The sequence below is a fragment of the Lentzea sp. NPDC037011 genome, from assembly GCF_055607425.1.
Genome location: NZ_JBVJRT010000004.1, coordinates 329,241 through 348,482, shown reverse-complemented (window position 1 = coordinate 348,482; position 19,242 = coordinate 329,241). Strand labels below are relative to the sequence as shown.

The window sequence follows — 19,242 nt, the reverse complement described above, 5'->3', positions numbered from 1 at the left end:
GGAGCTTTGCGCGTGCGGTTGGAGTCGTTGACGTCCAGTGTCCGGTTGAACGGGGTGGAGCCGGGCGAGACGGTCACCGTCCTCTTCGCTCAGCCGCACGGTGCCGACACCGTCGAGCTGACCTACAAGCGCGTCAACGGCTCCTTGGGGCAGCGCCTCGTCTACCGCGACGACGAGGACTCGCTCACCGTCGCCGACAGCGGGGCGCGTGCGTTCGACGCTCCCGCGGAGGACTTCAAGCTGGCCGCCGAGGCCAAGCGGATCCAGCTGGCCGGCCTCTTCGACCCCATGCTCGCGGTGGCGACCAGCAACGTCCGCCCGTTGCCGCACCAGATCTCCGCCGTGTACCGGGAGCTGTTGCCGCGCACACCGCTGCGGTTCCTCCTGGCGGACGACCCCGGCGCGGGCAAGACGATCATGGCGGGTCTCTACGTCAAGGAGCTCGTGCTCCGCGACGACGTGCAGCGGTGTCTCGTCGTGGCTCCCGGTGGGCTGGTCGAGCAGTGGCAGGACGAGCTCTTCTTCAAGTTCGGCCTCAGCTTCGACCTGCTCACCAACCAGCTGATCGACGCGAACGTCAACGTCAACGTCTTCGAGGCGAAGAACCTCGTGATCGCGCGGATGGACCAGCTCGCCCGCAACGAGGAGCTCCAGCGCAAGCTGCTGGAGAGCCGGTGGGACCTCGTCGTCGTCGACGAGGCGCACCGCATGGGCGCCAACTGGTTCGGTGGCGAGCTGCGCAAGACGAAGCGGTTCCTGCTGGGGGAGAAGCTCGGTGAGATCGCTCGGCACCTGCTGCTGATGACCGCCACCCCGCACTCGGGCAAGGAGGAGGACTTCCAGGCCTTCCTCACCCTGCTCGACCGGGACCGGTTCGCGGGAAGGAAGAAGACCACGGTCGACACCGCGGGGCTCATGCGCCGCGTGGTCAAGGAGGGCCTCCTCACCTTCGAGGGGAAGCGGCTGTTCCCCGAACGCGTCGCCGAGACGGTCCCGTACCAGCTGACCCCGCTGGAGCAGGAGCTGTACGAGGACGTCACCGAGTACGTGCGCACCGGGATGAACCGGGCCGAGCGCCTGGACGGGAAGCGGCGGAACACCGTCGGGTTCGCGATGACCGTTCTCCAGCGGCGGCTGGCTTCGAGCCCCGAGGCGATCCACCGGTCACTGGGCCGCCGCGCCGAGCGGCTCGAACGCAAGAAGCGCGAGATCGAGGCGGGCTCGTTCGCCGAGTCCTTTCCGAACGCCGACCTCGCTGTCCTCGATGACGACGAGCTGAGCGCCGAGGAGCTGGAGTCCCTCGAAGAGGAGGTCGTGGACGCCGCGACGGCCGCCCAGACCGTCGCCGAGCTCAGCGCCGAACTCAAGGAGCTCGGCGTGCTCATCGCGGCCGCGTCCCGGGTCCGCGCGTCCGGCACGGACCGCAAGTGGTCGGAGCTGTCCCGCATCCTCCACGACCACACGCTCACGACCGATGGCAGAGGCGTGCCGCGCAAGCTGATCGTCTTCACCGAACACAGGGACACGCTGGACTACCTGCGCGGACGCATCACCACCCTGCTGGGGCGGCCCGAGGCGGTGGTGGCGATCCACGGCGGGGTGCGGCGACTGGACCGGCGCAGGACCACCGAGGAGTTCACCCAGAACCCGGGGTGCCAGGTGCTGCTGGCCACGGACGCCGCGGGCGAGGGCCTGAACCTCCAGGCCGCGCACCTGGTGGTCAACTACGACCTGCCGTGGAACCCGAACCGCATCGAGCAGCGGTTCGGGCGCGTGCACCGCATCGGCCAGACCGAGGTGTGCCGGCTGTGGAACCTGGTGGCCACCGACACCCGTGAGGGCGAGGTCTTCGCCACCCTGCTCCGGAAGCTGGAGCAGATGAGCGAGTCCTACGGCGGGAAGGTCTTCGACGTCCTCGGCGAGGCGTTCGCGGAGACACCTCTGCGCGATCTGTTGCTGCGCGCCATCCAATACGGTGAGCAGCCCGAAGTGCGGGCGCGCATGCACGAGGTCATCGACGAGGCAGCCGGGAAGAGGGTGCGGCACCTGCTCACCGAGCGGGCGCTGGCCGCGACCGGCTTCTCGGACGACGACCTCCAGACGATGCGGGCGGCGATGGACGAAGCCAGGGCGAAGCGCCTGCAGCCGCACTACGTCGAGATGGCGTTCAAGGTCGCGTTCGCCCGGCTGGGCGGCAAGGTCGTCCGGCGGGAGAAGGGGCGCTTCGAGATCCCCCACGTCCCACCGGCGGTCCGCGCCCACGCGCACGCCCCGGTCGCGTCGCGGTACGAGCGGGTGTGCTTCGCGCTCGACCACATCGGGGACGAGGAAGCCGTCCGGGCCGACCTGCTCGCGCCGGGCCACCCGCTGCACGACGCGGTGGTGGACCTGGCGATCGAGCGGTTCTCCGGTTCCCTCGCCGCCGGCACGGTCCTGGTGTCGGCGACGCTGGAGAAACCCCATCTGCTGGTCGGCGTCGAGGAGACCGTGAACGACGCCACCGGCGCGTCCGTGGCACGCCGCTTCGGGTACGTGTTCGTGGACGAGCACGGCACCGTCACCTCCGCCGGCCCGGCGCCGTACCTGGACTGCGTGGCTGCTCCTCGCGGCCACGGGGTGGACCAGGCCAAGACCGCCGCGTGGCTCGCCGACGCCGAGACCAAGGCGCTCAGCTGGATCAGCGCCCACCGGCTCCGCGAGTACCTCGACGAGGTCCGCCCGGCCCGTGCCGCCGAGCTGGAACGGACGCGCCACCAGGTCCGGGAACGCCTGGTCGCCGAGCGGGAGCGCCTGCTCCGGGACGCCTCCGCCGCCCAGGAGAAGCAGCGGCGCGGGGAGAAGGTGAAGGAGACGGCCACCAGCCTCGCCGGCAAGGCCGCCGAGCTCGACGTGCGGCTCGCCAGGCGCATGGAGCTGCTGGACCGGCAGAGCCACATGTCGACGCAGCCACCGCGGTTCGTCACCGCCGCACTGGTCCTCCCGCTCTCACTGGTCGCCGACGAGATCGACCGGAACGCGCCCCTGCACGCCAAGGAGACCAAGGAGGTCGAGCGGCGCGGGATCGACCTCGTCCTGGCGGCCGAGCGGAAGCTCGGCCGCGCACCCGAGGAGCAGGCCTTCACCAACCCCGGCTTCGACGTGCTCTCCGCCGCCCCGGACGGCACCGCCATCCGGATCGAGGTGAAGGCGCGCACAGCGGGTGCCGAGGACTTCTTCGTGACCCACAACGAGGTCATGACGGGCAAGAACGCCGCACCCCACTACCGCCTCGCCCTCGTCTCCGTCGACCCGCGCGGTCCCGAGCACGACCAGGTGCGCTACCTCGCCGATCCCTTCAGGACCACCGACCTGGGAGGCTTCGCGGCGACGGGCGTCCGCGGGGACTGGGCCCAGTCGTGGTCGAAGGGGACAGCGCCCTTCTGACCAGGACACGCTCGCGAGGGGACAGCAGACCGCAGCTCCCGCCGGTCGACGCCGGCAGGCAGGGTGACGAGAGAGAACGATGGACAAGGTCGAACGCGAGCGCGCCAAGGAGATCGCGGCCAGCCTCCAGCAGTGGTCCCACCGGGCGGCGGCTGTGCGCGCGACCAGGAAGGCCGTCGCGGACGAGGCCGCGGCCGCCGCCAGTGAGATCGAGCGCCGCGTGCACCGGTGCGGGGTCGGCCAGACCGTTCTGTGGCAGACCATCAGCCTGCGCCCCGACGACCGTGCCTGCGTCACCGCGCTGCGGCGCGCGCACGAGCTGCCGCAGGTCTCCGAGCAGGCGCACGAGGCTCTGACCGGTCTCCTGAACGACCGCGTCCGCACGGCGCTGGCCGACAGCAGATCGGCGTTCGGCGCCCGGCGCCTGTTCGCCTCCAAGGCCCGCAAGGAGAAGGCAGCGGGCAGCGTGCAGCACCTCGCCGAGCTCGACGGCCGGCTGACCGGCTCGGGTGCCCTGACCGCACTGGCGCAGCTGGAGCGGTGGGACCCGGCGCTGACGCGTGACGTCCCCGAGAACATGCTGCTGGCGCCCGAGGTCGGCTTCGCCCACCGGCTCCCGGCCGGTTCCCAGGTGGTCGACGTGCGGTTCCTGGCACCGGCACGGGCGGCCCTGGCGGCGATCGACCGGTCGCTGCGCGAGGTGCACCAGGTCCAGGCCGTCGTCGCCACCGCCGCCGAAGCGCTGCGCCAGGACGAGACCATGGCGATGGTCGCCGAGATGCCGGTCGAACGCCTGCGGGAGGCCACGAGCGGACAGCTCCGGCTCGGCGCGCTCCGCGAAGCCGGGATCACCACCGTCGGCGCGGTGCTGCGGCACGAACACGCGATCCCCGCGCTTCCCGGCGTGGGCGAGGTGACCGGCAAGCGGATGATCGGGGCCGCGCGCACCATCTGGCAGACCACCCTGGACGAAATGCCGGTCCGCATCGACATCGCCAAGCGGACGCCCGCGGCCACCGAGCTGCTCCGCGCCCTGCGCGCCTGGTCCGCGGTCCGGTCCATCGGCGCGGCCGCCGCCGAGCTGGCGGCCGTGGAAGAGCTGCGCGCCATCGCGAACACCGTCGCCAACGGCGCCACCCACCTGGTGGTGATCCCCGCCGAACGGCAGGTCGCGGACCTTCGCGCGGTCTGCGACAGGGTCACGAACTGGGCGGGGGCGCTCGGGCACCACGACGGCGGCGGCACGTCCCGCGGCGCGGCCGACCCGTGGGAGGACTTCTTCGCGCGTCCCGCCGACTACTACGCGATGCTCTCCGAGCTGGGTTTCCTCAGCGGTGACGAGGAGGGCACCGGCGGCGACCTCCCGGACGAGATCCTCGACGCGATCCGCGACCTCAAGCTGGAGACGTCCCACCTGCGCGCCTCGCTGCGCGGCTACCAGTCGTTCGGCGCGCGGTTCGCGATCGTGCAGCGCAAGGTCATCATCGGCGACGAGATGGGCCTCGGGAAGACCGTCGAGGCGATCGCCGTGCTCACGCACCTGCGCGCCAAGGGCTCCCACCACTTCCTGGTCGTCTGCCCCGCGGCCGTGGTGACGAACTGGGTCCGCGAAGTCCGGTCGAAGTCGGACCTGGGGGCGTTCCGGCTGCACGGCCAGGGCCGCGACGACGCGCTCAGGCAGTGGGTCAGAGACGGCGGCGTCGCCGTCACGACGTACGACAGCCTGGCGTGGCTGGAGGGACGGGTTCCCGCGAAGGCCGCCCCCGCCTGCCTGGTGTTCGACGAGGCGCACTACATCAAGAACCCCGAGGCCAAGCGGACGGCGAGGTCGCGGGCGCTCATCGGCGGCGCCCCGCGCGCGGTCCTGCTGACCGGCACGCCCCTGGAGAACCGGATCGAGGAGTTCCGCAACCTCGTCGACTACCTGCGCCCCGACCTCGCGGTCGACGCGGGGGAGCACGCCCCGCGCCAGTTCCGCAAGCAGGTCGCCCCCGTCTACCTGCGGCGCAACCAGGAGGACGTGCTCACCGAGCTGCCGGAGCTGGTCGAGGTGGAGGAGTGGCTGCCGCTCTCGGACGAGGACCAGCGGGCCTACCGCGCGTCCGTGGCCGAGTCGAACTTCATGGCGATGCGCCAGGCCGCGCTGCGGGCGGGCCACAGGTCCGAGAAGGTCCGCAGGCTCCTCGACATCGTGGAGGAGGCCGAGGAGAACCAGCGCAAGGTGCTGGTCTTCTCCCACTTCCGGGGCGTCTTGGACGACGTCGCCCGCATCCTGCCCGGCAAGGTGTTCGGGCCGCTCACCGGATCGGTCCCCGCTGCCCGGCGCCAGGCGATGGTCGACGAGTTCTCCGGGGCAGCCGGTGGCGCGGTCCTGGTCGCCCAGATCGTGGCCGGCGGTGTCGGTCTCAACATCCAGTCCGCTTCGGTGGTCGTCATCTGCGAGCCGCAGCTCAAGCCCACCACGGAGTGGCAGGCGATCGCACGGGCGCGCCGGATGGGCCAGCTCGAGACGGTCCAGGTCCACCGGCTGCTGTCCGAGGAGGGCGTCGACCGCCGGATCACCGACATCCTCGGGCGCAAGCGCGAGCTCTTCGACGACTTCGCACGCACCTCGGCGACGGCGGACAGCGCGCCAGAGGCGTTCGACATCTCCGACGCCGAGATCGCCCGCGAGATCGTGGCCGCCGAACGGAAACGACTGCTCGGCGGCCCGGCCTCGTAGACCCCGAGCGCCCCGCGCCACTCGGCCGGTCGCCGGATCACCGGCTTCGGATCGGACTCCCGGTCGCGGTCGGGCTGATGTCCGCCGAGGCCGTGGTGGCTGCGCGGAGCGGGCGTGATCCGGTTGACCAGTCGATCACCGCCGTCGTACCGCGGTGAGGGGCGGAGAGCAGTGCGGCGACGTGGTCGCGCAGGGCGCGTTGGACGTTCTGCCGGGAGTCGCTGGGGATCACCGTCCATCCCCGCGTGCGCGCCCAGTCGAGCAGGACCCGGCGGACGGCCGTCTGGTGGGTCAGGAAGCGCGCGGGGGAGCACCCGGCGTCCCGGCCGCACTCGTAGGGGGCGAGGTCGGTGCCCTTGCGGCGCAAGGCCTCCTCCGGCGTGACGTCGAGGTAGACGACCGAGTCGACGGGCGCCATCGCGGCGTTGATCGTGTGCACGAGGTCGGGTGGGCAGTCGGCGAGCAGTTCGGCTGCCGCGTGCTTCGCCCAGTAGCCGTCCAGGACCACGAGGTCCTCGGTGCGTTCGAGTGCGAGTGTGGCCGCGGTGGCGTTCATCCACCCCAGGAACAGCATCCGTGCCGGGGTGGGCATCTCCGCGATGCAGGTGCGCAGGTCCACCTGGTCCGTGCCCCGCAGGAACCGCGCGTGCGGCACCACGTCGTGGCGGAAGACGTCCCATTTGCCGACGACGGCGGCGGAGTGGCCCTCCGCCCGTGCCCATGCGACCAGGTCGCGGACTTGGGTGCTCTTGCCCGCGCCATCGGGCCCGTCCAAAGCGATGATCATTGTTCGATCGTCCTCCCCGGCCCGAACGGCGATCCCTCTCCAGGAATTGCGTAGGCCTTTCACGTTGCATTCGAGTCAAGGTGATATTCCCACCACATGAGTGTCGGGTCGGATTTCGACACGCCGGGCGGAGTCGATGTCGGTACAGTCACCTCGGACAGGCCGGGAGGATTTCATGTTCAAAGTTTCTCACGTTGTCCGAATGGATGACGGAATCGATGTGCGTCACCGTGCGCAATTCTCGTCACTCGGTCAGGTAGGTGATCTCGTGCCCCGAACGCGCGTTGTCCGATCGGATGTCGCAATCTCCGGTCGAGAACCCGGTGGGGCGGCGAGATGACCGCGCACCTCTACTGGGACCGGATGTGGCGCACCCGGCAGGGCCGCAGCGGCTGGGTCGCGCCGCACCCCTGGGTGACGGACACCGTCCACCGCTTGCGCGAGCGCGGCGTGCGCGACGTGCTGGACCTCGGCTGCGGCATCGGACGGCACACGTTCCTGCTGGCGGAGGAGGGCTTCACCGTCCACGCGATCGACCGCAGTGCCGCCGCGGTGGAGTTCGTCCGCGGTGAGGCGGCCGACCGGCGAATGCTTCTGACGGCGGACGTCGCCGACATCACGTCCCTGCCCTGTCCGGCCGGCGCCTTCGACTTCGTGCTGGCCTTCAACGTGGTCTACCACGCCGACGAGGACGTTCTGGCGCGGGTGCTGGGGGAGGTGCGCCGCGTCCTCCGCCCCGGTGGCCTCTACCAGGCCACGATGCTGTCCAAGCGCAACGCGCAGCACGGCCGGGGCGTCGAGGTCGCGCCGAACACGTTCGTCCAGCCCCGTGCGACCGACGACAAGGTCCATCCGCACCTCTACGCCGACGAGGCCGACCTGGTGCGGCTGCACCGGGGGTTCAGACTGCTCGACGCCTTCGACGCCGAGCACGGGACGCCCGGCTCGTACCACTGGCACTGCCTGTTCGAGGTGGAGCGCGCGACGCCGCGGCACCGCGGCCCCGGGCACGTCGGAGGGCGGTACGCATGACCAAGGCCGCTGAGCTGCGCGAACTGCTGACGCGACCGGCTGTCTCGCGCATCGTCGGGGCGAGGGACCCGCTCACCGCGCGGATGGTCGAGGAGGCGGGCTTCGACGGCGTGTGGGTGTCCAGCTTCGAGCTGTCGGCCACCCGTGCGCTGCCCGACCTCGGTCTGCTGACGATGACCGAGTGCCTCGACGCCGCCGCGCTCATCGACGGTGCGACGGTCCTGCCCTCGCTGGTCGACTGCGACACCGGGTTCGGCACCGCGATCAACCTCGTCCGCGTGGTGCGGCTGTGCGAGGCGGCGGGCATCGCCGGGATCTGCGTCGAGGACAAGGTGTTCCCCAAGCGCAACAGCTATCTCGACGGAGGACAGGTCCTGGAGGACCCGGACGCGTTCGCCCAGCGCGTCGAGGCGGCCGTGCGCAGCAGGCGTGACCAGGACTTCACCGTGGTGGCCCGCTGCGAGGCCCTGATCGCCGGCGCGGGCATGGACGAGGCGGTGCGCAGGGCGCACCACTACGTCGACGCCGGCGCGGACGCCGTGCTGGTCCACTCGAAGCGGCGCGAACCCGACGAGATCGTCGAGTTCCTCCACCGGTGGCGCCGCCGCGCGCCGGTGGTCGTGGTGCCGACGACCTACTACCGGTGGAGCCTGGCCGAGGCGCAGGACGCCGGGGTCTCGCTGGTCATCTACGCCAACCAGGCCCTGAGGGCCTCCGTGCTGGCCGTGCGCACGGTGCTGAGCGAGATCCACCTGCGTGGCGACGCGGCCACCGCCGAGGACTCGATCGCGCCGGTGAAGGAGGTCTTCGCCCTGACCAGGACCGCCGAGTGGGAGGAGTGGGGAGCGTGATCGAGGCGGAGGTGTTCTGCAGCGCGCTGGAGACGCGCGGGTTCGACTTCTTCACCGGTGTTCCCTGCTCCTACCTGCAGGGCGCGTTCACCGTCCTGGAACGCCGCGGCGCCTACGTCCCCGCGCCCAACGAGGGGGTGGCGATGGCGATGGCGGCCGGCGCGCAGCTCGCCGGCCGCCGCGCCGCACTGCTGGTGCAGAACTCCGGGCTGGGCAACCTGCTCGACCCGCTGACCTCCCTGCTGATGTCCTACGACATCCCGCTGCTGGTCGTGATGAGCCTGCGCGGGTGGCCGGACGCACGCGACGACGAGCCGCACCACGAGGTCATGGGTCGCGCCACGGCCGCGCTGCTGGACGCCGTGGGGGTCGCGCACGCGGTGCTCGGACCGTCGGTGGACTCCCTCGACGCCGCCCTCGACCGGGCGAAGCGGGAGTACCGGCACGACCGCTGCTTCGCCCTGCTCGTGCCGAAGGCGACGCTGGCCTCGTGCCCCGTCCCGGACACGGCCGCGGACGCGGTGATGCGACGCGCGGACGCGGTCGCCGCGATCTGCGCGCACCTGGGTGACGCGCTGGTCTACAGCACCACCGGCATGATCAGCCGCGAGCTGTTCGGGCTGGACGACCGCCCCGGCAACTTCTACGTGCAGGGCAGCATGGGCCACGCGATCGGCCTGGGCCTGGGCACGGCGGTCGCCCGGCCCGACCGGCGGGTCGTCGTGGTGGACGGCGACGGCTCCGCGTTGATGCACCTCGGTGGCCTGGCGCTGGTGGGTGACAGGAAGCCGCCCAACCTGACCCACCTGGTGCTGGACAACGGTGCCTACGACTCCACGGGTGGACAGCGGACCCGCGCCCACCCGGTCGCCTGGGACCGCCTCGCGCTCTCCGTCGGCTACCGCACCGCCGCGGTCTGCCGGACCGTCGAGCAGGTGCACGCCTGCCTGGAGCGCGTCGCGGGCGCACCGGGCCCGCACCTGGTCGCGGTGCGGATCGCGGCCGGCGCTGGGGTGACCCCGCCACGCGTCACGTCCGTCCTCGACAACCGCGGCATCCGGGAGAGGTTCCGGTTCGCCGCGTGTGCCACCAGCGGGCTCGGGGTGGACCGGTGAGATCGGTGCTGGTCGCCGCGCGTGGAGCACCGGCGGTGCGCGCGGCCGCGGTGTGCCGCGCCCTCGGCATCGCCCCGGTGACCGTCGTGACGCCGTCGGACCCGCAGCGGCGGCACGTCCTCGCCGGTCACGTGGTGCTCGACGCAGCCGGCTGCGCCGCCACCACCCGCGCCGGTGCCGGCTGCGGCGGTTACGACTGCGCCGACTGCGTCGTCCGCGCGGCGGTCGCGGCCGGGGTGGACGCCGTGCACCCCGGCTGGGGAGCCGTCGCGGAGGACCCGGCACTGGCCCGCGGGCTCGCGGAGCGGGGCATCCGGTTCGTCGGCTCACCGGAGGCGGCGCTCGCGGTGGCCGGTGACACGGCCTGGGCGGTCGAGACGGCCGAGCGCGCCGGCGTGCCCGTGCTTCCCCACGCCGTCGGCAGGCGGATGATCCGCGCGCTCGTCGCCCGCCACGGCCTGCCCGTCGTGCTCAAGCGGTCGCGCTGCCGGCAGGGTGAGGGGGTCCGCGTGGTCCGGTGTCCGGCGGAACTGTCCGCCGCGCTGGCCGACCACCCGGACTGGTACGCCGAGCGGTACGTGGAACCCGCGCGCGTGGTCGGAGTGGTGGTGGCGGTCGACGACCAGGGCAACGCCGCACACCTGTGCGAGCGGGAATCGCTGCTGGTGGCGGGCAACCGCAAGCTGCTGGAGGCCGCGCCCGTCCACGGCGTGCCCGAGGTGCTCCTGGCGGCGATGCGAGCCGACGCCCAGCGGGTGGCGCGCGCGTTCGGCCTGCTCAACGTGGTGACGGTCGAGTTCCTCGTCCACGCGGGTGGCTACACGTTCCAGGAGGTCAACCCGCGCCTCACCGGCGCCTACCGGATCGCCGAAGCGGTGACCGGGATCGACGTGATCGCCCTGCAGCTCGGGCTGGCCGCCGGGGCGCGGTCGACCCCCGTCGACCCGCCCGCCGGCACGCACGTCGTGCAAGGCCACCTGTTCCTCCGCCCAGGGACGCCCGCAAACCGGGTGCTCAGGCGGGTGAGCCTGCCCGCCGAGCGGCCGGGGGTGGTCGTCGACTGCACGCTCGACGTGGGGCAGCCGGTCGTGCTCGACACCATCGCGGCGCAGGTGCTGACCACCGGCACCAGCCGCGCCCAGGCGTACGACCGCGTGGCGCGCGCAGTCGGCGATCTGCACCTCGCCGGTGTCCGGCACCACGGCGCGGACATCGCGCAGTGGTGCCTCCGGCGATCCCGAGCGCTCACGGAGGTGTGACGACGACATGGACGACAGCGAACAGACCACCCCGATCCACCACCTCGACCAGCGGCTGGTGGACGGGGTGGTCGGAGACGACCCCTCCTCCCGCGCCGCCTTGGCGAGGGCGGCGCGCGACTGCGAGGAACGGCACCTGGTGACCGGGCCTGGCTACTTCCTGCTGTCCGGGCTCGGTCACCTCGACGAGTCCGCGGCACGCCGCTTCCTGCTCGCGCTGTCGGTGGCGCTGGGCAGGCCACTGCCCCAGACCTTCGACGGCGAGGTGGTCCGCGAGGTGCGCGACCGGGGCGTCCGGCTGGAGAGCGGACCCACCGTCCGCTACTCCGACACCCGGCAGGGCGGGCACCTGCACACCGACGGCATCCACCGGCCCGGCGAGGTGCCCGCCTACTTCGCGCTGCACTGCGTCCGGCAGGCGGCGGCAGGCGGGGCCCTGGTCCTGGTGCACGTGGCCGACCTGGTCCGCGAACTGCTCGCGTCGGAGCCGGAGTCGGTGGCCGCGTTGCGGCAACCGGTGCACTTCGACACGCGGGACGACCGCCCCGGCCACCCGGTCACCGTGCCGCGCCCCGTCCTGGAGCTCGACCGCGGGGAAGCGCGGATCGCCTACCTGCGCGAGTACATCGAAAGCGCGCACCGCCGACCGGGAGTCCCCCCGCTGTCCGAGCCCCAGACGCGGGCCATGAACCGGTTGGACGCGCTGCTGTCCCGCCCGGACCTGCGCACCTGCCACCGCCTGGAACCCGGCCAGGTGGTCGTCGTCAACAACAGGGCGGTCGTGCACGGCAGGACCGCGTTCCAGGACCGGCCCGGCGCGGGTGCGGGCCGGCTGATGTTGCGGACGTGGATCGGGGCCCGGCCGGCTGTCCTGCAACCACCTCTGTGAGTTACCCCTGGGTGGTGCCGGCGACATCACCGGCGGTAACGCCACTCCCCACCACTGGGGTGCCATCCGCCGAAATAGTACTTCGAAATCACCGAATCGGATGCAAAAACGCCCGGCTGCGAATAATGGGCCACGTGCCCTTGTCGGCCGGGATTGACCGCAGTACGCTCGGAAAACCGGGCAATTAACATTTCGACGTTCTGTTGATGAAAGGCGATCCCGATGGCTAACCAGGAACGCGCGGCCGATGTGGAACAACTCGCGAGCGCGGCGAGCACCATTCAGGAGAACCGCACCGGTTTGGTCCTGACCGGTCGGATCAAGAACGGTGAGCTCCAGCTCGACCAGTCGACGCTCGACCAGATCCGTGAGAAGTACCCGGACGCCGACATGGCGTTCGTCGCGATGAACTCACCGTTCGACGCCGAGCCCCAGGCCGTCTGACCGCCACACCGTCTGGCCGAACGTGGCCCCAGCACCGATCGCGAGGATGTGAGGTTCGGATGTCCCAGGACGTTGTTCTCGCGCACACTCTGCTCGGGCGTGAACCCTCCACGGACCTCATCCGGTCCATCGCCGAGGTGGCGGTTCGAACCCACTACCCGGACGCCGGGTGCCCGCGCTACTTCGAGGCGCTGGACCAAGCCCTGCGGGACGAACCGCCACCGTTCGGCACAGCGGAGTACGGTCTCATCTACCGCAGCCTGTCGGTCGAACCGAGGTGGATGGGCATCTCCCTGATCACCAACGCGGAGCGCGAGGGCGACGGCTCCCGGCGGCTGTGGTCCCTCGCGGCCTGCGCGGTCGACCCGCGCCACCAGCGCCTGCTCAAGCGCCACGCCTGCGACGAGTCCAGGCACTCCCTGATCTACCTGTCGCTGCTCGACCTGACCTTCCCCGGGGCGGTGTCGCCGGAGTTCCGCACCGAGCTCCGGCAGCTGTCACCGGGGTTCACCATGCGGCGGGAGCTGTTCCCGGTCCCGGGGTCCCCGTACGCCAGGGTGCCCACGATCGACGACTTCCTCCAGATGAACATCGCCGAGATCCGCACGACGGTCCACCACGCCATGCAGCGCCCGGTCCTGGCCGTCCACTGCCCGCCCGAGAACCAGGACAAGATCACCAGGCTGCACGACGCGCTGCTGACCGACGAGCTCAGCCACATCGCCTACACCGCCGTGCTCGTCGAGGAGATCGGCCGGAACGCCGACCCCGGCCGGTTCGCGGCGCTGTTCCGCAAGCGGCTGCACGACTTCAACACCATCACCACCGAGGAGCTGGGCGGGAACGTGTTCGACTGCTCGGTCGCGTGCTGCGCCCGCCGGCCGACCTGCCGCGCGAGAGCGGGCGACCCGGAACCCGTCCTGCACCAGATCGGGATCGGCCGCTCGTGAGCAGCGCCACGGAGACGTCACCGGCGCTCACGGCGTGCCTGGCCCGGTGCGGCACCGACCAGGCGGCCCTGCTGGCCGGCATCGACGACGTCGTCGGCCTGCGCCCCGGCGACCTGGTCCTCGCCGTCGGCTCCCTGGTGGAAGGGCTGGGCAACGACAAGTCCGACCTCGACCTGATCCTCGTCCCCGGCGAAGGCGACACCGACCGCGCGGAGGACGAGCTGTGCTGGGCCGTCGGGCACAGCATGGTCGACCTGCGGATCCTCCACCGAGCCGGAGTCGAGTCGTTGATCCACCGCCTGCGCGACTGGGCGTGCCTGCCGTGGAACCTGGTCGAGCTGGCCCCGTTCGACGACGGCGAGCGGTTGCTGCTGCACCGCCTGCTCGAAGGGCTCGTGGTCCACCCGCCCAGCCCCGGTCCGGCGCCGTGGTCCTGGCGGCCGGACCGCGCCTCGGTGGCGAGGCTGAAACTCCAGGTCGCGCGCCACCTCGCGCGCACCGTCCAGGTCGACCTGGTCGGCTACCGCCGCCAGGGTGACGACGCCACGTGCGTGCTGGCGGCGCAAGACCTCCTCGGCCACGCCGTCGACGGCCTGCTCGCGGCCCACCACCTCACCAACCCGAACCCCAAGTGGCGCACCCGGCTGCTGGCCCGGCTGCCCGGCGACTGGGACCGTCCTCTGTGGACGCGCGGCACCGGTCTGCCCGCCGACCGCCTCTTCTGGGACCTCCACCGGGCGCCGGCCAGACCCGAACCACGGTCGGCCGCGGCCCACGCCACCCGCTGCGTCGCCTTCGCGCGGGCGGTGTTCGCCTGGGCGGAGCACCACCTCATCGGACGCCCCGCACCCGCGAGGGTGCCGCTGGTCCCGGTGCGCGACGACGACCGCGCCACCGGCGCCGTGCTGCCCGCCCTGGAGTTCGACGTCGACTTCTTCTTCTCCGGCCAGGGGATCGCCGTCGCCCGGCTCAACGAGTTCGCGGCCTCGCTGCAGCTGTCGGAACAGGAGTTCGCGCACCTGCTGCTGTGCGACGGCAGGACCACGGCCGCCGCCGCACAGGCGGCCGTCGGACAGCGGGACGGCGAGGCAGCGCCGAACGTCGAGAGCCTGGTCCAGCGGATCACCGACCGCGGCCTCGTCCTGCGCACACCGGCCCAGGCAGGCACCTCCCCGTCGGAGGACACCGCCATCGCAGCGGTGGAGCGGTTGAGCGAGGTGCTCACCGGAACCGGGTACGGCGAGTTCCTGACCTGCTTCACCCCGTCCGTCCTCGACCCGCGGGCGTGGCGGGCCGCACGCGACCACGCGGCACCGGGTCTGCGTGCCGTCGTGGACCTGTTGCTGCTGGGCCGCGGTGTGCACCCGGACGCGCTGCCGCCGGACCTCGCCGCGTCGGTGGCGGGCTTGACGGCGGCGGGAGTGCTCGTCGAGCGGCAGGACGGGTGCGTCGACACCGACGGCCTCGCCGTCCTGCTCGTCGCCGGCAACTGGTTGATCTGCCACCGTCCGCAGCCGGACCCGCTGTGCTACCTCGGTGACGACTCCCTGGCACTGCTGAGCCGGCTGACGCCGCAGGGAACCCGAGCGTGCCTCGACCTCTGCGCCGGCCCTGGGCTGCACGCGCTGCACTGCGCCCGCTTCGCACCGCAGGTGACCGCGGTGGAGCTCGACCCCCGAGTCGCCCGCGTGACCCGGCTCAACGCCGCGCTGAACGGGCTGACCGACCGCGTCGAAGTCCTCTCCGGCGACCTGTACCAGCCCGTCGCCGGGCGGCGCTTCGACCTGGTGGTCGCCAACCCGCCGACCCTGCCCTACCCGGTGGCGGACCTGCCGGCGCCCCGTGTCGGACACGGCGGTGAGGACGGCCTGCTGGTGACCTCACGGGTGCTCGCCGGCCTCCCGGACGCCCTGACCGGTCGCGGCCGGGCGCACCTGGTCGGGATGACGCTGACCGACGGCGGACCGGGGCGCTTCGGTGACTGGTTGTCCGCGGCTGCCCGCGAGCACGACCTGGACATCCGCTGCACGGTGGTCTCCCACTCACCGCTGACCACCGGCACGGACACCTGCGAACGGCTCATCGCGGCGGTCGCCGCCGCCACGCACACCCAGCCGGACCGGGTCCGCGAGTCCTACGCCCGGCTGGCCGAGGCCCAGCGCGCGACTCATCTGAGCGCCTACTTCCTCCAGGTGTCGACCGGTTCGGGCGAGGTCGCCCTGGCCGATGTGTCACCGGCCGGCCGCGGCGGCACGTGGTTCGTCTGAGCACCACAGTCCACGCCGACCGTGACACGGTCACGCTCTCGGTTGATCTTCTGCGTTCGCACCCTCTGGAGGGACGCTCGATCGGGCGGCACGAGGAGCGCGCGGAACCCGGTGGCAATAGCTTCCCGATGCGACAGCCAAGCGGTCCACCGGCATCCGACGCAGAGGGAGTCCTTGCGTGTTCAGAGGTATCGGCCGGTTCGTCTCCAGGCACGCACGCGCCGTCCTCGTGGCAGGTGTGTCGGTGGTGATCTGCGCCGGGGCACTCGGTCTCACCGCCTCCGGTGCGTTGACGACCTCCGGTTTCGGTGATCCGGATTCGGAGTCCTGGCGGGCGCAGACCCTCATCGAGGAGCGGTTCGGCGGGCACGTCAACGCCCTGGTCCTGATCACCGCCCGCACCGGCACGGTCGACGACGCGGCGGTCAGGCAAGCCGGCGGCGAGCTGACCGCGCGCCTGAAGGCCGACCCGGTGCTGTCCGACGTGACCTCCTACTTCGCCACCGCGACGCCGCAGCTGCGTTCGGACGACGGCCGACACGCGCTCGCCCTCGGCCAGTTCTCCGGTGACTTCGCGGACAACCAGAACACCGTCGAGCGGCTGCGTGAGCGCTATGCCGGCGACCGGGGCCCGATCACCGTCCACATCGGCGGCTCGGCGGCGGCCGAGCTGGACGCCGACCAGCAGTTGGCCGCCGATCTGCTGCTGGCCGAGCTGATCGCCGTTCCGGTGATCCTGCTCCTGCTCGTGCTCGCCTTCCGCACGGTCGTGGCCGCGACGCTGCCGTTGCTCATGGGTGGTGCCGCGATCGTGTGCACCATCGCCGGGTTGTCGGTCATCGGGTCGGTGACCGACGTGTCGATCTACTCGGTCAACATGGCCGTCGGGCTGGGCCTCGGGCTGGCCGTGGACTACGCGCTGCTGATGACGAGCCGGTTCCGCGAGGAGCTGGCCGCCGGGCTCGACCCCTCCGCCGCGGTGATCCGCACCGTGCAGACCGCCGGCCGGACGATCGTGTTCAGCGCCGTCACGGTGGCCGTCGTGCTCTCCGTGCTGCTGTTGTTCCCCATGTACTTCCTGCGTTCGTTCGCCTATGCCGGGATCGGCGTGGTCACCGCGTCCATGATCAGCGCGGTGCTCGTGCTGCCCGCGGTGCTGACCGTGCTCGGACCGAAGGTCAACGCCGGCCGCCTGCCGTGGGCGCACCGCTACCCCCTCGGCTCCGGGTCGGCCCTGTGGGGAAGGCTCGCCGACACGGCCATGCGGCGGCCGCTGCTCACCGGGGTGCCGGTGATCGTCCTGCTGCTGCTGGCAGCCATGCCGCTGGCACGGGCGGAGATCGGCATGCCCGACGACCGGGTGCTCCCGAGCTCCGCACACAGCCGGGTGGTGGGCGAGGTGGTGCGCGGGCACTTCCGCACCGAGGACGGCAGGGCGATCCAGGTCGTCGTGCAGGGCACTGCCACACCGGCCGCGGTGGCCGGCCACGCACGCCGGATCTCCGAGCTTCCCGGCGTGGCGCAGGTGACCTCCAGCGCGGGAGCGTTCGTCCGCGGTCACGACAGCGGACCGGTCCCCGCCGGCGCCACGCTCGTCCGGGCCGACAGCCAGCGCCTCCTCGTCGCAGCCCAACTCGAACCCAGCTCGGCGCGGGCGCGCGAACTGATCAGCGCGATCCGCGCGCTGCCGGCACCGCCTGGCACCTCGGTCGCGGTCGGCGGCGAGGCAGCGCTCCTGGCGGACAGCCAGGACGCCATCGGAAGCCGGCTGCCACTGGCGCTCGCGTTGATCGCGATCACCACGTTCGCCCTGCTGTTCCTGTTCACCGGCAGCCTCCTGCAACCGCTGCGGGCGGTGGCGTTCAACGTGCTCGGCCTGTCGGCCACCCTCGGTGTGCTGGTGCTGGTCTTCCAGGAGGGGTGGCTGGCACCGGTCCTCGGCTTCACCCCGTCACCGCTCAACATCTGCATGCTGGTGCTGATGGTCACCATCATCCTCGGACTGTCGATGGACTACGAGCTGTTCGTGGTGAGCCGCATCAAGGAGGCCCACGACCAGGGCGCCGACCACCACTCGGCGGTGATCACCGGAATGTCCCGCACCGGCCGGCTCGTCTCCACCGCCGCGGCACTGATCGCGGTCAGCCTCTTCGCGTTCGCCCTCAGCGGAGTGAGCTTCGTCCAGATGTTCGGCATCGGAGCAGGGCTGGCCGTCCTGCTGGACGCCACCCTCATCCGCGGCGTGCTGATGCCGGTCGGCATGCGACTGCTCGGACGCCACGCGTGGTGGGCTCCCGCACCGATGCGCCACCTGCACCGACGCGTGGGCCTCCGCGAAACACCGGACACGTCCACCCGTGTGGCTCCCACACGTCACCCTCTACCTGAAGCCGCCCGGTAGTGCGCGCACACTCCAACACCGCTGGTGGGTCAACCGGGATCTCATGCGCCTGGGACACTGGACCCTCAACCACCCGCTAGACCAGGAGTGCACAGTGCAGCAGGGAACCGTCCGCTGGTACGACCTCGAGCGCGGCTTCGGCTTCCTCGCCCCCGATGACGGCGGCCCCGACATCTTCGTGCACGTCTCGCAGGTGCAGGGCGAGGGTGCGGCACGGGCGCTGCGCGAGGGCCAGACCGTGGAGTTCGAGACCGGTGAGGGACCTCGCGGTCCGCAGGCGCTGCACGTCGCCGTCACCGGGGACGCCTCGCCCGACGCGACCTTGGGCGTGCTCGCCACCGTCTCCTGGTACGAGCCGGCCAAGGGCTACGGGTTCGCCGCGCCGGACGGCGGGGGCGCCGAGGTGTTCGTGCACTCCTCCGCCATCGTCACCGGGGGCGTCCTCGCGGCCGGGCAGCGGGTGGCCTTCGTCGTCACGGCGGGGGAGAAGGGTCCGCAGGCCCAGCACGTGGTGCCGCTGAGCTTCGACGCCGGCGTCCACCGCGCCCCTCTGGTCGCCCCCGGCGACGGCGCCGACGGCTCCGTGCTGTGGTTCGACGAGGAGAAGTCGTTCGGCTTCGTGGCCGCCGACGACGGGGCGGGCGACGTCTTCCTGCACGAGCGCGCCTTGGTCGACGACCGGTACCTGCCGGTGGAGGGCGACCGGGTCTCGTTCACCACGGTCACCGTGGACCAGGGTCGTCAGGCGCGCGAGGTGCGGTTCGTGGCCGCAGGCGAGCCGGTGGACACCGCCGCGACCCCCAGCCAGGCCCGTCTGGCCGCCCGGCCCGCAGCCCGCGCCGGCGACGGCACGGTGGCCCGCTACGACGGCGACCGCGGCTTCGGCTTCATCACCCCCGACGCGGGCGGCCCCGACCTCTTCGTGCACGTCTCGGTGGTCTCCGGCGAGCCCCTGGTGGCCGGCGAGCGGGTGCGCTTCCGCATCCGGCAGAGCGACCGGGGCCCGCAGGCGGACGCCGTCGAGCGCGCCTGACCGCCCGGGACGGTCCTAACAGGTCTCGAAGCGGGCGATGTAGCGGCGCTGCACGGCGTCCCGGCACGG

Annotated in this window: 13 protein-coding genes and 1 pseudogene; 13 read left to right on the top strand and 1 reads right to left on the bottom strand. The window is 72.0% G+C overall.

Going from position 1 to position 19,242, the window contains the following annotated elements; all coding sequences use genetic code 11:
• Window positions 1-12 precede the first annotated feature (12 nt).
• Together ACZ7CH_RS13670 and ACZ7CH_RS13665 are read left to right on the top strand one after the other, a co-directional pair.
• Window positions 13-3,423 carry a helicase-related protein gene (locus tag ACZ7CH_RS13670; RefSeq protein ID WP_470374002.1) on the top strand — a complete coding sequence of 1,137 codons (3,411 nt, stop codon included), beginning with the start codon at window positions 13-15 and terminating at the stop codon, window positions 3,421-3,423.
• Between the two features lie 79 nt (window positions 3,424-3,502).
• Window positions 3,503-6,145 carry a DEAD/DEAH box helicase gene (locus ACZ7CH_RS13665; RefSeq protein WP_470374001.1) on the top strand — a complete coding sequence of 881 codons (2,643 nt, stop codon included), beginning with the start codon at window positions 3,503-3,505 and terminating at the stop codon, window positions 6,143-6,145.
• A 37-nt stretch (window positions 6,146-6,182) separates the two neighbouring features.
• Here ACZ7CH_RS13665 and ACZ7CH_RS13660 read toward each other — a convergent pair whose 3' ends face one another.
• Entirely contained in the window at window positions 6,183-6,932 is a 750-nt protein-coding gene (locus ACZ7CH_RS13660) for a dTMP kinase (protein ID WP_470374000.1), read from the bottom strand.
• A gap of 336 nt (window positions 6,933-7,268) precedes the next feature.
• Here ACZ7CH_RS13660 and ACZ7CH_RS13655 point away from each other — a divergent pair, with 336 nt between their 5' ends.
• The 11 genes and pseudogenes from ACZ7CH_RS13655 to ACZ7CH_RS13605 all read left to right on the top strand — a co-directional run bounded on the left by ACZ7CH_RS13655 (window position 7,269) and on the right by ACZ7CH_RS13605 (window position 19,173).
• Window positions 7,269-7,964, top strand: a complete 696-nt coding sequence (locus ACZ7CH_RS13655; protein ID WP_360383573.1) for a class I SAM-dependent methyltransferase — start codon at window positions 7,269-7,271, stop codon at window positions 7,962-7,964.
• A complete protein-coding gene (locus tag ACZ7CH_RS13650) occupies window positions 7,961-8,815 on the top strand; it encodes an isocitrate lyase/phosphoenolpyruvate mutase family protein (RefSeq protein ID WP_360383570.1) in 855 nt (284 codons plus the stop codon). The genes ACZ7CH_RS13655 and ACZ7CH_RS13650 overlap by 4 nt, the downstream gene beginning before the upstream one ends.
• Complete coding sequence (aepY, locus tag ACZ7CH_RS13645; RefSeq protein ID WP_470373999.1) at window positions 8,812-9,930, top strand: phosphonopyruvate decarboxylase; 1,119 nt, start codon at window positions 8,812-8,814, stop codon at window positions 9,928-9,930. Before ACZ7CH_RS13650 ends, aepY begins: the two co-directional genes overlap by 4 nt.
• Window positions 9,927-11,189: an ATP-binding protein gene (locus ACZ7CH_RS13640; protein ID WP_360383565.1), complete on the top strand. Its 1,263-nt coding sequence runs from the start codon at window positions 9,927-9,929 to the stop codon at window positions 11,187-11,189. Before aepY ends, ACZ7CH_RS13640 begins: the two co-directional genes overlap by 4 nt.
• Before the next feature lie 7 nt (window positions 11,190-11,196).
• Window positions 11,197-12,078, top strand: coding sequence for a TauD/TfdA family dioxygenase (locus ACZ7CH_RS13635; protein ID WP_470373998.1), 882 nt, complete (start codon window positions 11,197-11,199; stop codon window positions 12,076-12,078).
• Window positions 12,079-12,300: 222 nt separating this feature from the next.
• Window positions 12,301-12,522 carry a hypothetical protein gene (locus tag ACZ7CH_RS13630; RefSeq protein ID WP_360383559.1) on the top strand — a complete coding sequence of 74 codons (222 nt, stop codon included), beginning with the start codon at window positions 12,301-12,303 and terminating at the stop codon, window positions 12,520-12,522.
• A 59-nt stretch (window positions 12,523-12,581) separates the two neighbouring features.
• Window positions 12,582-13,472 (top strand): hypothetical protein, encoded by an 891-nt coding sequence (locus ACZ7CH_RS13625; RefSeq protein WP_470373997.1) that lies wholly within the window; start codon window positions 12,582-12,584, stop codon window positions 13,470-13,472.
• A complete protein-coding gene (locus tag ACZ7CH_RS13620) occupies window positions 13,469-15,739 on the top strand; it encodes a methyltransferase (RefSeq protein ID WP_470373996.1) in 2,271 nt (756 codons plus the stop codon). Before ACZ7CH_RS13625 ends, ACZ7CH_RS13620 begins: the two co-directional genes overlap by 4 nt.
• A 178-nt stretch (window positions 15,740-15,917) precedes the next feature.
• Window positions 15,918-18,140: an MMPL family transporter gene (locus ACZ7CH_RS13615; protein ID WP_470373995.1), complete on the top strand. Its 2,223-nt coding sequence runs from the start codon at window positions 15,918-15,920 to the stop codon at window positions 18,138-18,140.
• Window positions 18,141-18,234: 94 nt separating this feature from the next.
• Window positions 18,235-18,438, top strand: a pseudogene (locus tag ACZ7CH_RS13610) (cold-shock protein); the annotation flags it as partial.
• A 30-nt stretch (window positions 18,439-18,468) separates the two neighbouring features.
• Window positions 18,469-19,173: a cold shock domain-containing protein gene (locus tag ACZ7CH_RS13605; protein WP_470374192.1), complete on the top strand. Its 705-nt coding sequence runs from the start codon at window positions 18,469-18,471 to the stop codon at window positions 19,171-19,173.
• The last annotated feature ends 69 nt before the right edge of the window (window positions 19,174-19,242 follow it).

Excerpts from the sequence above, each read along its gene's own strand:
- ACZ7CH_RS13660 (WP_470374000.1), bottom strand. The coding sequence starts at position 6,932 with ATGATCATCGCTTTGGACGGGCCCGATGGCGCGGGCAAGAGCACCCAA.
- ACZ7CH_RS13625 (WP_470373997.1), top strand. The coding sequence starts at position 12,582 with ATGTCCCAGGACGTTGTTCTCGCGCACACTCTGCTCGGGCGTGAACCC.
- ACZ7CH_RS13630 (WP_360383559.1), top strand. The coding sequence starts at position 12,301 with ATGGCTAACCAGGAACGCGCGGCCGATGTGGAACAACTCGCGAGCGCG.
- ACZ7CH_RS13635 (WP_470373998.1), top strand. The coding sequence starts at position 11,197 with ATGGACGACAGCGAACAGACCACCCCGATCCACCACCTCGACCAGCGG.
- ACZ7CH_RS13655 (WP_360383573.1), top strand. The coding sequence starts at position 7,269 with ATGACCGCGCACCTCTACTGGGACCGGATGTGGCGCACCCGGCAGGGC.
- ACZ7CH_RS13650 (WP_360383570.1), top strand. The coding sequence starts at position 7,961 with ATGACCAAGGCCGCTGAGCTGCGCGAACTGCTGACGCGACCGGCTGTC.
- ACZ7CH_RS13665 (WP_470374001.1), top strand. The coding sequence starts at position 3,503 with ATGGACAAGGTCGAACGCGAGCGCGCCAAGGAGATCGCGGCCAGCCTC.